A 13515-nucleotide genomic window follows, 5' to 3' on the forward strand; every position below is an offset into this window, starting at 1 on the left:
TGTGGAGCCGAGCACGCGCCCGGCTCCACGGAAAATCCCTCAGCCGTGCTCGAAGCGCAGCGGTTCGCTGCCCATGGCAGGGTCGCTGGTGCCAGGCCGGCCGTCTTCGGCACGTCCGGCCAGGCGTTGCTCGACGCCCTCTGAGTGCACGATCAAGTCGTACCAGCCTGCGGTGGGGGCGGGATCCCAGGCCAGTACGGTTTCCGCGCCGGCCACCAACTGCAGTTCGCGGGTGGGCATGTGGCCGGCGTAGGCGCCGGCCTGCGCCTGGACCTTCCGCGCTGAAGGCGATGGATTGCGCAGTATCAGGCGCATCTGGCCGTCCGCGCGTTCCACGTGCGCATGCAGCGGTGCGAGCGTGCCATCGCCGCGATAGTGACGATGGAATCCATTCGGCCCCAGCAGCCAGAGGTCGTAACGACCCTGTGCATCCAGCGGCCAACGATCCTGCAACGGGGTACCCGGTACCACGGTGTAACGGCGCGGAACGGCGTCCAGGCGCAGGCGGTCGTAGACATGCAGCACGGCCGCGGCGCTATCGCTGGCCAGCTGCAGGGTGAGACCAGCGCCATCCACCGATGTGGCCTGCACCTGCGGCCGATAGGGCAGTGCCCGTGCAGGACGTACGCCTGGCTCCTGGCGGGCCGGATGCAGGCCATCGGGCAGCGCGGGCACGGTACGGCCGGGCAGGGCGGCGGCGCGCGCTGCGACAGCGGTGACATCGGGCAGCGCCTTGGCGAAGGGGCGGGTGTCGCGCTGGGCGAAGTCGAAGGCGTTGCTCAGATCACCGCAGACCGCACGCCGCCACGGCGAGATGTCCGGCGCGGCCACGCCGAAGCGGCGCTCGATCAGACGCAGCACTGAAGTGTGGTCGTACACCTGCGAGTCGACCCAGCCGCCGCGGCTCCACGGTGAAATCACATACAACGGTACGCGTGGGCCGAGCCCATAGGGGCGCCCGCGCAGCTCGGCGGCATCGTATTTCTGGTCGCCGGGTGCCGGGTGGCGGTGGTACTCGCCCTCGGTGCTGACCGCCGACGCACCGGCCCAGCCATCGCCAAGCGGGGAGGGCGGTGCCGGTGGTGGCACATGGTCAAAGAAGCCATCGTTCTCATCGAACATCAGCAGCAGGGCGGTGCGGCTCCACACCTCCGGGTCGGCGGTCAAGGCATCCAGCAGGCGTGCGGTATAGGCTGCGCCCTGCGCGGGGCTGGACGGCCCGGGATGCTCGCTGCCGGCCGCATCGGCGATGATGAAACTGACCTGCGGCAGGCGGCCGCTGATCGCGTCCTCGCGCAGCTGCGCCAGGCCACGGGTACTGACGCCGCGCGCGCGCAGCTCCGGGTCATGCCCCGGGTCGCCGCGGTACGCCTGGCGGAAGGTCTCGAACCCGGCAAGCGGGTTGTCGGTGAAGTTGTCGGCCATGTCCTGGTAGATCTGCCAGGACACGCCGGCCTGCTGCAGCCGCTCGACATAGCTGGCCCAGCTGTACGAGTCGGGATGGCCGCCCAGCTCGGGGAAATTGTCGTGCGAATTGGCGATCACCGGGCCGCCTGCCTGGCCCTGGGCGTCGTTGTGGCCGGTCCACAGGAACACGCGGTTCGGGTTGGTGCCGGCCTGCATCGCGCAGTGGTAGGCATCGCAGAGCGTGAACGCATCGGCCAGGGCGAACTGGAACGGCATGTCGCTGCGCTGGAAGTAGCCCATCGAGTGGTTCTGCTTGGCCTTGGGCCAGTGCGCCATGCGCCCGTGGTCCCACGCCTGCTGTGCATCAGGCCAGGTGTGGGGCGTGCCTTCCACCCGCATGTAGCCGAAGTGCGCAGCAGTATCCAACGGGAAGGGGGCGATCGCGCGTTGTCCGCTGGCGTCGGGCTGCAGCCACAGGCTGCGCGGGCGGTCGCCATCGGGCAGCGGCGATGCCGGGGCAACGAAACGGTCACCGAAGCCACGCACGCCCTGCAACGTGCCGAAGTAGTGGTCGAACGAGCGGTTCTCCTGCATGAACACCACGATGTGCTGCAGGTCCTGCAGGCTGCGCGTGCGCGAAGCAGGGGCGATCGCTGCTGCCCGGGCGATACTGGGCAGCAGCGGCGAAAGGCCGGCGGCGACGCCGGCCTGCAACAGTCGGCGTCGGCCGGTATCAGTCACAGGGTCACACTCACAGGTCCACGCGGAAGGAGATGCCGACGGTGCGCGGGGCGCCGATGAAGGCGTTGTCGCGGCCGTCCACCCCTGCAAGATAGCGCTTGTCGGTCAGGTTGCTCACCACCAGGTTGGCGCCCATGCCCTTCAGGCGCGGCGACAGGGCCTGCAGATCGAAGCCGATGTTGGCGTTGAACACGGTGGCCGACGGCAGCTTGTTGACGTTGGCTGCATCCAGGTAGCGTTCGCCGAGGTAGCGACCGGACAGGCCGAAGTTCCAGTTCTCACCCTGCCAGTCGGCCGACACCACCAGGATCTGCTCGGGCTGGCCGATCACCTTGGCACCGTCGACGATGCCCAGCTGGGCATCACGCGCGTCGTTGCCACTGCCCAGGTACTTGGAACGGTTGTAGGTGTAGGCGGCATTGATGCGCCAGCCATTGTCCCAGCCGTAGCCGAAGGCCGCTTCCAGGCCGTTGCTCTCCACGCCGCCGAAGTTCTCGTAGACGCCATCGGTCTCGCCGAGGTAGTCGATGCCGCTGACCAGACCGGCCGGCAGGTAGACGATGCGGTTGTCGAACTTGATGTTGTACAGGGTGACCGAAGCGGTGAGCGGCCAGCGGCTGATGCGCATGCCCAGTTCGATGTTGTCGGCGGTCTCCGGCTCGACGTTGCGGAAGCGCTGCGGATCGGTTTCACCCAGCACGCCGGACGGGATCGCGGCGAAGTTCTGCGAGTAGCCAGCGAACAGCTCCATGCCCTCCACACCCGGGGCCCAGGTGAAGCCGGTGGACAGCAGCGGATCGGACTTCGAATCGGACTTCACATTCTCGGCGGCGCCGATCACACGGCGACGGGACTGGTCGACGAAGAACTGCTTCACGCCGAGGCGCGCGCTGAACGGACCGAAGCGGGCCACGTCCTCGACGTAGTACATCTGCTCATCGACCTTGTACTTGTCTTCGAACTGCACCCAGTAGGGCTGGTGGTCGAAGGCGATGTCCTGGCCGACGTTGAGCAGGCGGTGCCAGTCGCGGCGCACGGAACGGTCGAGCTTCTCCACCCACAGGCCACCGCGGATCGTGTTGTCGATCGCGCCGAAGGTCTGCCGCCATTCGACGTCGGCGGTGACGCCCATGCGATCGTTGTCGTAGTGGGAATGGCGGTAGGACTGTGCGCCCTGCACATTGCCGGCGTAGCAGTTGGGGTCGTACTCGGCAGTGAAGCCGAGACGCGGTGTGCAGTTGGCCAGACGCTGGGCGGAACTGCCATCGGGGTTCACGAAGTAGATCTGGCCACGGTTGCTGCCGCCGTAGACCGTCCTGCCGCCGAGGTATTCCGACTGCGGGCGACCGGCGCCATCGTCGTTGACATCGGCCAGGTACGGCGGCAGCCAGTCACCGCGGCCCTGCATACGGTGACCGTAGGCAGCCATCGAGGCTTTGAAACCGTTGCCGCCATCAAAGGCCGCGCGCAGGTAGCCGAAGGTGTTCTCGCGCAGTGCGCGCGAACCGGAGCGGTAGTTCTGGTCCAGATACGGAATGCCGGTCAGGGTGCCGACCAGGCCGTCGCGGTCCGGGTTGGTGGCGAAGCCCTTCGGTGAAACGCTGGTGTACTCCGGCTCGTCGGCATCGTTGTAGGACAGGTAGCCGGTCAAGGTCCAGCGGTCCAGTTCAGTGATGAATTTGCCGGCGATGTTGTCGTTGCTGGTGTGGCCGGTGCCATCGATCCAGTCATGCACGCGCGCCGATGATGCGCTGATCCACGCGCGGGTGTGTCCGCCCAGCAGGCCGGTGTCGTAGCGCACGTAGTACTTGCGCGCCTCATTGTCGCCGGCACCCACTACCATCCGCAGGCGCTGTTCCTGCAGTGGATCGCTGGTGAGGAAGTTCAGGGTGCCGCCCAATGCTTCGTTCGAGCGCGAGGAAATATCGGCCGTACCCTGGCTCACTTCCACCGTTTCCAGGTCGAGCGTGTCGATGTAGCGGTTGGCCAGCGAGCCGCCGCCATAACCGGAACCGCCATTGGGCAGGCCGTCGATGGTGGTGCCGATCTGCTGGGTATCGCGGTTGGTGACGAAGCCGCGCATGCTGATCTGCGTGCCCCAGACCGACGAGCCGGTGGCATCGGCTTCGCTGACGACCACGCCGGGCACTTCGTTGAGCGTGCCATTGACGCTGCTCAATACGGCCTGCCGGTTCAAGGTTTCCTGGCGCACCGAGGTCTTGGCATAGCTGGTGGCCTGGCCGATCACCTGCACCTGGTCCAGGGTCCGCGCGTCGGCGCTTCGCGTATCAGCGGCATCGCCCTGAGGTGCTTCAGCCAGGGCATCCAGTGCGGGAGCAATCAGCAGGGCAAGCAGCGAGATACGGGGAAAGCGCGCCATCGTTCGCATCGAAACCGGACCTTCAGGGGAGGAAAGTCCGGGAGTGTCGGCAGCGCCGATGACATGGCGGTGACGCGCAGATGCAGGGAGTGTGTTGTGTGACGGCCGGCAACGCCGGCGGCGCCCCTCAGTAGCGCGCGTCCTTCGGTTTCGGGTCGCGTGGCCAGTCCTTGGCCTTGCCGGCGAAGTCCGGGCGCGGCTGATTGATGAAGTAACTGGCGATATCCACCGCATCCTGGTCGGGCATCACCTGCTGGCCCAGTGGCGGTTCACGGGTCACCGCCGGCGGCATGTTGTGCTTGATGAAGCCAGCGGCCTTGTACAACCGCGCCATGCCGGCACCGATGTTGAAGCTGCGCTCGCCCCACAACGGCGGGAACGCGATATCGCCGCTGGCATCGCGCTGGCCTTCGCCGTTGTCGCCGTGGCAGGCGGCGCACTGCGCGGCGTACAGCGCCTGCCCACGTATCGGGTCCGGCGTCAGCGTGCTGTCGATCGGCCCTTCGCTGGGCGCGGCCACGCGTGCACCCTCCGGTACCGGGCGGCTCAGCCACGCCATGTATTCCAGCATGGCCCGCATCTCCGGCGCGTCCTTGGCCAGCGGTTTGCCGTTCATCGAACGCTGCAGGCAGCCGTTGATGCGCTCGGCCAGACCGATTTCCCTGCCCGGGCGCGGCATGTAGCGCGGGTAGCTGCCGCCGCCGGTGTTGAAGTAGTGATTGCCGAACGGTCGCTTGCCCTCGGCCATGTGGCAGGAGTTGCAGTTCAGATCGTTGCCGACGTTGTCCGGCAACAGCCGCGCGGTTTCATTGAGCAGGCGACGGCCGAACATCACCGTGTCTGCGTTGCCGAGGCCGGCGATCTCTTCGGCACTGGGCACGTGGTATTGACCCACCACCTGGCCGTGGCGGTCGAGGATATCCAGGGTCCTTGCCACCTCCGCATCCAGGTCCGGGTACAGGTGCTGGTATAGCAACGTACCGGCACCGGCCAGCAGCACCGCAACCACTGCGCTGGCGATCAGCGCTCTGGAACGCTTCTTCGAACGCCTCATTGCGCCGTCTCCTGCGGGACCACATGCACCGGCTTGTCACGCACGACCCGGCGCATGCGCGCCACGTCCAGTTCACTGACCGCACTGGCCTGGTTGCCCCAGCTGTTGCGGATGAAGGTGAGGATGTCGGCGAGCTGCGCATTGGGCAGTCGCTCGAAGCCCGGCATGGTGAACGCCATCCGGTCATGCGGCGTGTGCGGCGTGCGTCCACCGATCAGGGTTACCTGCAGCAGCGAGCTGGGATCGTCGGCGAACACGATGGAGTTGCCGGCCAGAGCAGGGTAGACCCGTGGCATGCCACGGCCATCTGCACGATGGCAGGCCTGGCAGTGTTCGGCGTAGGCCAGCGAACCGGCCACCCGGTAGTCGCCGCCGCGCAGTGCGGCGGTAGTGGTGTCGGTGCCCGGGGTCCGTTGCACGCTGCGACCTTCGCGTGCCGGCAACTGCTTCAGGTACCGCGCCATCGCCAGCAGATCGGCATCGGACAGGTACTGCGTACTGTGCTCGACCACATCGGCCATGCCGCCGAAGGCCGCGGAACGATCGGTGCGGCCGGTGCGCAGGAACTCGACGATCTCGGCTTCGCTCCAGCTGGCCAACCCGGTCGCTTCGTTGCGCAGGTTCTTCGCATACCAGCCTTCCAGCACCGAGCCGGACAGGAACTGGCGACTGCCATCATCGGCCATCGCCTTTTCCTGGAAGGCCAGCCCGCGCGGGGTATGGCACGCGCCGCAATGGGCCAGGCCTTCCACCAGTTCGGCGCCGCGCTGCTGGCCGGCATCCAGGGTTGGATCAGGGATGAAGCTGCGCGGGCGCGCGAACAGCAGCTGCCACCAGGCAAGCGGCCAGCGCATGTTGGCCGGCCATGGAATCGTGCTGTCGGCGTTGTCCTGCCGGACCGGCTGCACTGCGCCCATGAAGTAGGCATACAGTGCCTTGATCTCGGCATCGCTGGCGATCACGTACGAGGCGTAGGGCATTGCCGGATACAGCGGCTGGCCGTCATGGCGGATGCCACGCCGCACCGCGCGCTCGAAATCCGCATAGTCGTACGTGCCGATGCCGGTATCCGGGTCCGGGGTGATGTTGGTCGAGTACAGCGTGCCCATCGGTGTCTGCATGCCAAGCCCACCGGCGAACGGTCTGCCGCCCGGTGCGGTATGGCAGGCGGCGCAGTCGGCGGCACGCGATAGATACCGGCCCTGCTCGATCAGGGTCGGGTCGTGGATATCAACCTCGGCCGGTTGCCGTGGGGCGAACCAGTACGGTGTGCTGCGGGCGATGCCGTAGGCGGCGGTCAATGTGGCGGCCAGGGCAATGGCGAGCTTGAACGAGGTGCGCATGCTGGCACTGTGGCCATTCGTGCGATGGCGTTCATTGATCCGGATCAATGCTCTGGCCGGTCGCGACATTGTGACAAGCTGAATCGATCCTGCGCTGTCATCAACTCGTCATCCAGCTGCGATAGATGGCATCGGGCGCGACCGCTAACCTGCCACGCTGTCGCACTTTTCCCCTGACTGCCCATGAAGCGCCTGCTGCTGCTTTTGCTGGCGTGCGCCGGCCTGTGGCTGGCTGCATGCTCTTCTTCGATGACGGCCTCGTCCACCTCGCTCAGCGATCGCCTGATCGCGCCCGGTGGCGTTTCGACCCTGCTTGATCAACCGCGTATCGCCGCCGCTGTGGCCGCGCTGCCGAACCGGCATGGGTTCGCCGCGGGCCGTGATGGCGTGCCGATCTTCTGGCGTGCTTTCGATCCGGGTGACTATGGTGCGCGCTACCACTACCTGCCGCAGCAGCACCAGAACGGTCTGCCGCTGGATACCGGGCTGAGCCTGGCCGTACCGCAACCGTTCCGCGCGCAGGCGCCGCGTGGCACCGTGGTGCTGCTGCACGGCTGGATGATGAACGGTGATTCGATGCTGCCGTGGTCGCTGCAGCTGGCCGAGTCGGGTTACCGCGTGGTCACCCTGGACCTGCGCAACCATGGCCAGTCCGGCGCCGGCCCCTCCGGCTACGGCACCTACGAATCGGACGATGTGGTGGACGTCATCGCCGAGCTGCGCGCGCGCGGCGAAGTGACCGGCCCGCTGTACCTGTTCGGTGTTTCCTATGGCGCTGCCACCGCACTGTTCACCGCCGACAAGCTGGGTGACCAGGTTGCAGGCGTGGTGGCGATGGAATCGTTCGCCAATGCCGGCGTAGCGATCCGCACCATGATTCCGCATCTGATGGCCCTGCAGCCGGAAGGCTTGAAGGCACAGGCGATCGCTTCGTATGCACGCTGGCGCTACGGCAGCCAGGACATCAACCAGGTGGTGGCCGCCGCCAGCCGCCGCATCGACGTGGACCTGGACAAGGTGGATGTTGCCCGTGCGCTGGCCGATACACGTGCCTGCGTGCTGCTGCTGCACGGACAGGGCGACCAGCACATTCCGGTCAGCCAGGGGCGTGCACTGGCACAGGCCAATCCGCGTGCGCACTACATCGAGATGCGCGGCGAAGATCACATCACCCTGCCGCTGCGGCTGGACCTGCTGGCCGGGGTGGTCGATGACTGGATGGCGCGCGACGAGCACCACCCGAAGACCGCGTGCCCAGCGCCGCAGTTGCCGGCACAGGCCGAGTGGCTGGTGCACGGCGTCGATGCACCAGCAAAGACCCCAGCGCGCAGCTGAACCCTCAAAAAGGGGACGGAGGGGATTAAGTCGCATTCGGCCTACTAGTGCAGGAAACGACTTAATCCCCTCCGTCCCCTTTTTGCTTCAGGGCAGGCGGCGGGCCAGTGAACGCGCCGACGCCGCCACGCCCAGCAGCATCGCCGCCACGCACAGGAAGGCAAAGCCCAGGCTGGTAGCATGGGCGAGCGCGCCGATCGCTGCGGGGCCCGCAAGGATTCCGGCATAGCCCAGCGTGGTGACTGCGGTGATCGCAATGCTCTCCGGCATCGCGCGCTGCTGGCCGGCCATCGAGAACAGGGCGGGCACGATGTTGGCGCAGCCCAGGCCCACCAGCACGTAACCGACCAGCGCCATCGCGAAGGAGGGCACCAGCGTGGCCAGTGCGAAACCGGCCGCCGCGGTGATGCCGCCAATGACGATGGTGCGGGTGCGGCCAAGGCGCTCGACGATGCCGTCGCCGAACAGACGCATCGCGGTCATCGCCAGCGTGAACACCGCAAAGCCGGCACCGGCCTGGTCGCGCGATACCTGCCGCACGTCGGCCAGAAACACTGCACTCCAGTCGAGCATCGAGCCCTCGGCCAGGAACACCACGAAGGCCAGCACGCTGATGAACAGCACGACGCCGTGCGGCACCGCCAGCATCGGGCCGTCATGCAGGATGCGCTGCGGGCGCCAGTGCGGGGCCGACAGCACGGCCACCAGCAGCATGGCCGCCACGGCGACCACTGACGCCAGCCACAGCGGCGTGCCGAGAACCAGCAGGCCGGTCATGCAGCCGGCGCCGATGAAGCCGCCGATGCTGTAGAACGCGTGGAAGCCGGACATCATCGGTCGCCCCGCATCGCGCTCGACGGTCACCGCCTGCATGTTCATCGTGCAGTCCATCGCTCCCACACCCGCACCGAACACAAACAGCGTCGCTCCCAGTGCCAGCGGCGTGGGAGCGAGCGTCAGCAGTGGCAGGGCGAGCAGGATCAACGCGGTGGTGGCGATCATCAAGCGGCGTGAGCCCAGCCGCGCGGTCAACGCACCTGCCAGCGGCATCGCCAGCAATGAGCCGAGGCCAAGGCACAGCAACAGCCCGCCGAGGCTGGCATCGGACAATCCGGCCTGGGCCTTGGCATAGGGCACCATCGGCGCCCAGGCAGCGGTGGCAAAGCCGGGGATGAAGAATGCAGCGCGGGTCGCGTGCTGCTGGGCGCGGGGAGAGGAAGGCGTCATGCGCGAGAAGGGCTCCAGAGGATCCCTTTATGAAAACGTTTTCATGGGCCCTGGGCAAGTGCCATGAACGACATCAGACGACGCATACGATTGCAGTGGTCCGGATGCGTCACCGTTGATTAACGTCGCCAGCGCAAAGTAGCCCGACGGTGGGCATTCCGCCTGGCCGCCGCCGGAGATCAGCGCATGAGCACTACACCGACCATCCTCCTCGTCCATGGGTTCTGGGGCGGGGCCGCACACTGGGGCAAGGTCATCCTGGAGCTGCACCGCAAGGGCCACGACCAGGTGAAGGCGGTCGAACTGCCGCTGACCTCGCTGGTCAACGACGCCGAGCGGACGCGCAGGATGATCCGCCAGATCGATGGCCCGGTGGTACTGGTCGGGCACTCCTACGGGGGCGCGGTGATCACCGAAGCCGGCAACCAGCCCAATGTGCAGGGTCTGGTCTACATCGCTGCATTCGCGCCGGACAGTGGTGAGAGCCCCGGCGGCATTACCCAGCAGCACCTGCCCGAAGCAGCACCGAACCTGGCCCCGGACAGTGATGGCTATCTGTGGCTGCGTGCCGACAAGTTCCATGAGAGCTTCTGCCAGGACCTCAGCGCCGACGAAGGCTGGGTGATGGCGGTGACCCAGAAGGCGCCGCTGGCCAGCACCTTTGGTGATGCGATCAGCGACCCGGCGTGGAAGCACAAGCCGAGCTGGTACCAGCTTTCCAGCCAGGACCGGATGATCGCGCCACAGAACCAGAAGGCCATGGCCGTACGCATGCAGCCCAAGCGCCTGCTGCAGCTGGAGGCGAGCCATGCCTCACTGGCCTCGCATCCGGCCGAGGTGGCGGCACTGATCCTGGAGGCCGTGGCCGCCGTCGACGGCTGACCATCGATACGGAGCAAGCAGAGCCTGATCAGACCCGGGCGCCACTCACGACAGCGGGGGCGCAGGAGAGTAAACTCCTGCGCCGGCGGCCTTTGGCCGCATCCCCCCCCTTGCCTCGAGCCGCCGCCAGAGGATCCCACCCCTTCGTGGAGGTCCCGTCGTGTCGTCTGTGCCTGTTCGTTTTTCCGTGCTCTCCCTGCGTCGTCGCCCGTTGGCGAACGCCCTTGCCCATGGTCTTCTGCTGACCTCGCTGGCCGCTGCCGGCGCCGCTTCGGCGCAATCCGCCCCGGCTGAAGAGGAGGGCAAAACGCCCTCGCAGACCCTGCAGACCGTGCAGGTCACCGCCAACCAGCTGGGCACCATCACCGAAGGCAGCGGCGCCTACACGCCGGGCACCATCGCCACCGCCACCCGCCTGGTACTGACCCCGCGGCAGACCCCGCAGACCATCAGCGTGATCACCCGTGCGCAGATGGACGACTTCGGCCTGGATGGCATCGATGACGTGATGCGGGTGACCCCGGGCATCAGCATCGTCACCTACGACAGTGAGCGCACCGAGTACTACGCACGTGGTTTTGCCGTGCAGAACTTCCAGTACGACGGTATTCCGATGTCGCGCGACTCGGCCTACTCGGCCGGCAATACGCTCAGCGATACCGCGATCTACGACCGCATCGAAGTGCTCAAGGGTGCCACCGGCCTGCTGACCGGCATGGGCGATCCCGGCGCGACCATCAACCTGGTGCGCAAGAAGCCGGGCAAGGAATTTGCCGGCAGTGCGACGCTCGGCGTCGGTCGCTGGGACGACTACCGTGCAGAAGTCGATGTCGGCGGCCCGCTGACCGCCGATGGCCGCGTGCGTGGCCGTGCGGTGGCTGCCTGGCAGGACAAGCATTCCAATCTGGATTTCTACCAGCGCACCAGCAAGGTCGGCTATGCCGTGCTGGAAGCCGATCTGGGCGAACGCACGCTGCTGACCGTGGGTGGCGACGTGCTGGAGAGCGACCCCAAGGGCTCGACCTGGGGCGGCATTCCGTTGCTGGACAGCCAGGGCAATTTCAATGACATGCCGCGCTCGTTCAACAACGGTACCCGCTGGAGTGGCTGGCGCCAGTACGTGCGCACCGGCTTTGCCACGCTGGAACACACGTTCGACAACGACTGGGTGGCCAAGCTGCAGCTCAACCACCAGGTCAATGGCTACGATGCCGCGCTGGCGGGTGCGGCCGGCGGCAATCCCGATCCGGTCACCGGCGAAGGCGTCTCGCTGTGGCTGGGCAAGTACGTCGGCAAGACGGTCAGCAACGCTGCGGACTTCTATCTGAGCGGCAACTTCGGTCTGTTCGGCCGCCAGCATGAACTGGTGGTCGGCGGCAGTGCGTCGCGCAAGCGCTGGACCAACACCGGCTATTCGCCGCAGCCCGGCTACCCGACCGCCGTTGCCGACTACAACAGCTGGAAGGGTGATATCCCGGAACCGGAATGGCAGCGCGGTTATGGCAACAATGAAGTGACCCGCGAGAACGGTCTGTACGTGGTCGGTCGCTTCGACGTGGCCGACCCGTTGAAGGTGATCGTCGGCAGCCGCCTGGCCAGCTACCGTTCGCCGCAGACGCGCGAGACCGGCGTGTTCGTGCCGTATGCCGGCGTGGTCTACGACCTTGGTGAGCACTATTCGGTCTATGCCAGCTACAGCACCATCTTCAAGCCGCAGGGTGAGCGCGACGAACAGGGCAAGGCACTGGATCCGCTGGAAGGCCGCAGCTATGAAATGGGTCTGAAGGCGGAGTTCCTCGACGGCCGCTTCAATGCCAGCGCGGCACTGTTCCAGCTTGACCAGGACAATTTCGCCCAGCCTACAGGCGGCAAAACGCCGACCGGCGATATCGCCTATCGCGGATTGATGGGGGTGCGCACCAAGGGCTACGAACTGGAGTTGTCCGGACAATTGGCCGAGGGCTGGCAGGTGCAGGGCGGCTTTGCGCACAAGATCGCCCGCCAGGCCGGGACCAAGGTGTCCACGCTGGAGCCGGAAAACCAGTTCAGCCTGCACACCAGCTACCGTCTTCGCGGCGACTGGCGTGGCCTGACCGTCGGTGGCGGCGCGCGCTGGCAGGATTCCACGTTCGGCAACATCACCAACCCGGCCAGTGGTGCGTCGGTGGTTCATCGCACCCAGCCGTACTGGCTGCTGGATGCCATGGCCCGCTACCAGTTCAACGATCGCCTGTCGGCTACCGTCAACGTCAACAACCTGCTGGACAAGCGCTATTACACGATCTTCAGCTGGTACAGCACCTACACCTGGGGCGAGCCGCGCAACGTGCGGCTGGCGGTGACGTACAAGTTCTGATCGCGTTGCGACATGACATGCCCGCGATGCCGGACGGCATCGCGGGCGTGTTGGTTACAGCGGCAGGTCGAACACCAGCACTTCGGCGTCGTTGCCGTTTTCCAGGGTCAGCTGTGCCTCGTCGCTGACCTGCAGTGCGTCACCTGCTTCCAGGGTGATGCCGTTGACCTGCAGTTGGCCCCGCGCCACCTGCACATACGCGCCGCGGCCGGCAGCCAGGGCGTGATGCAGCTTCTGCTCGCCATCGAGGATGGTGGCGAAGATGCGCGCATCCTGGTGGATGTGCAGCGAGCCATCGGCGCCATCCGGCGAGGCGATCAGGCGCAGCTGGCCGCGCTTGCTGTCCGGCGTGAAGTGGGTCTCCTCATACGACGGCGTGATGTTCTCGGTCTGCGGGAAGATCCAGATCTGCAGGAAATGCACCGGATCGGTGGCCGAATGGTTGAACTCGCTGTGGCTGACGCCGCTGCCGGCGCTCATGCGCTGCACGTCGCCGTAGCGCAGCACCGAACCGGTGCCCATCGAGTCCTTGTGTTCCAGTGCGCCACCCAGCACATAGGAGACGATCTCCATGTTGCTGTGGCTGTGGGTGCCGAAGCCCTGGCCGCCGGTCACCTTGTCTTCGTTGATGACCCGCAGCGGGCCGAAGCTCACATAACGGGGGTCGTAGTAGCTGGCGAACGAGAAGGTATGGCGCGAGGACAGCCAGCCATGCTCGGCCAGGCCACGGGTAGCGCTCTTGCGGATCTGCAGCATGATGGAATCTCCTTGTTCGATGGTTTCGATGGAG

At 66.4% G+C, this 13515-nt stretch carries 9 protein-coding genes; 3 read left to right on the top strand and 6 right to left on the bottom strand.

What is annotated here, in order from left to right; genetic code table 11:
* Nucleotides 1-39: 39 nt before the first annotated feature.
* The 4 genes from ACEF39_RS07980 to ACEF39_RS07995 all read right to left on the bottom strand — a co-directional run bounded on the left by ACEF39_RS07980 (nucleotide 40) and on the right by ACEF39_RS07995 (nucleotide 6925).
* The gene (locus tag ACEF39_RS07980) at nucleotides 40-2148 is read right to left on the bottom strand and encodes a phosphocholine-specific phospholipase C (protein WP_500287560.1); all 2109 of its coding nucleotides are present in this window, start codon (nucleotides 2146-2148) and stop codon (nucleotides 40-42) included.
* Between the two features lie 10 nt (nucleotides 2149-2158).
* Nucleotides 2159-4537 carry a TonB-dependent receptor gene (locus ACEF39_RS07985; protein WP_500287561.1) on the bottom strand — a complete coding sequence of 793 codons (2379 nt, stop codon included), beginning with the start codon at nucleotides 4535-4537 and terminating at the stop codon, nucleotides 2159-2161.
* Nucleotides 4538-4655: 118 nt separating this feature from the next.
* Entirely contained in the window at nucleotides 4656-5582 is a 927-nt protein-coding gene (locus ACEF39_RS07990; RefSeq protein ID WP_500287562.1) for a c-type cytochrome, read from the bottom strand.
* Complete coding sequence (locus tag ACEF39_RS07995) at nucleotides 5579-6925, bottom strand: c-type cytochrome (protein WP_500287563.1); 1347 nt, start codon at nucleotides 6923-6925, stop codon at nucleotides 5579-5581. The genes ACEF39_RS07990 and ACEF39_RS07995 overlap by 4 nt, the downstream gene beginning before the upstream one ends.
* Nucleotides 6926-7108: 183 nt before the next feature.
* On the opposite strand from ACEF39_RS07995, the gene ACEF39_RS08000 reads away from it, so the two are divergent.
* Nucleotides 7109-8260, top strand: a complete 1152-nt coding sequence (locus tag ACEF39_RS08000; RefSeq protein ID WP_500287564.1) for an alpha/beta hydrolase — start codon at nucleotides 7109-7111, stop codon at nucleotides 8258-8260.
* An 87-nt stretch (nucleotides 8261-8347) separates the two neighbouring features.
* Here the strand turns inward: ACEF39_RS08000 and ACEF39_RS08005 are convergent, their stop codons facing one another.
* Nucleotides 8348-9487: an MFS transporter gene (locus ACEF39_RS08005; RefSeq protein ID WP_500287565.1), complete on the bottom strand. Its 1140-nt coding sequence runs from the start codon at nucleotides 9485-9487 to the stop codon at nucleotides 8348-8350.
* 186 nt (nucleotides 9488-9673) lie between these two features.
* Between ACEF39_RS08005 and ACEF39_RS08010 the strand changes: the two genes are divergently transcribed.
* A complete protein-coding gene (locus tag ACEF39_RS08010; protein ID WP_500287566.1) occupies nucleotides 9674-10369 on the top strand; it encodes an alpha/beta hydrolase in 696 nt (231 codons plus the stop codon).
* A gap of 160 nt (nucleotides 10370-10529) precedes the next feature.
* Nucleotides 10530-12725, top strand: coding sequence for a TonB-dependent siderophore receptor (locus tag ACEF39_RS08015; RefSeq protein ID WP_500287567.1), 2196 nt, complete (start codon nucleotides 10530-10532; stop codon nucleotides 12723-12725).
* Between the two features lie 54 nt (nucleotides 12726-12779).
* Here the strand turns inward: ACEF39_RS08015 and ACEF39_RS08020 are convergent, their stop codons facing one another.
* Entirely contained in the window at nucleotides 12780-13481 is a 702-nt protein-coding gene (locus tag ACEF39_RS08020) for a pirin family protein (protein WP_500287568.1), read from the bottom strand.
* Nucleotides 13482-13515: the final 34 nt, after the last annotated feature.

Source organism: Stenotrophomonas indicatrix (assembly GCA_041545745.1).
Taxonomy (GTDB): domain Bacteria; phylum Pseudomonadota; class Gammaproteobacteria; order Xanthomonadales; family Xanthomonadaceae; genus Stenotrophomonas; species Stenotrophomonas indicatrix_A.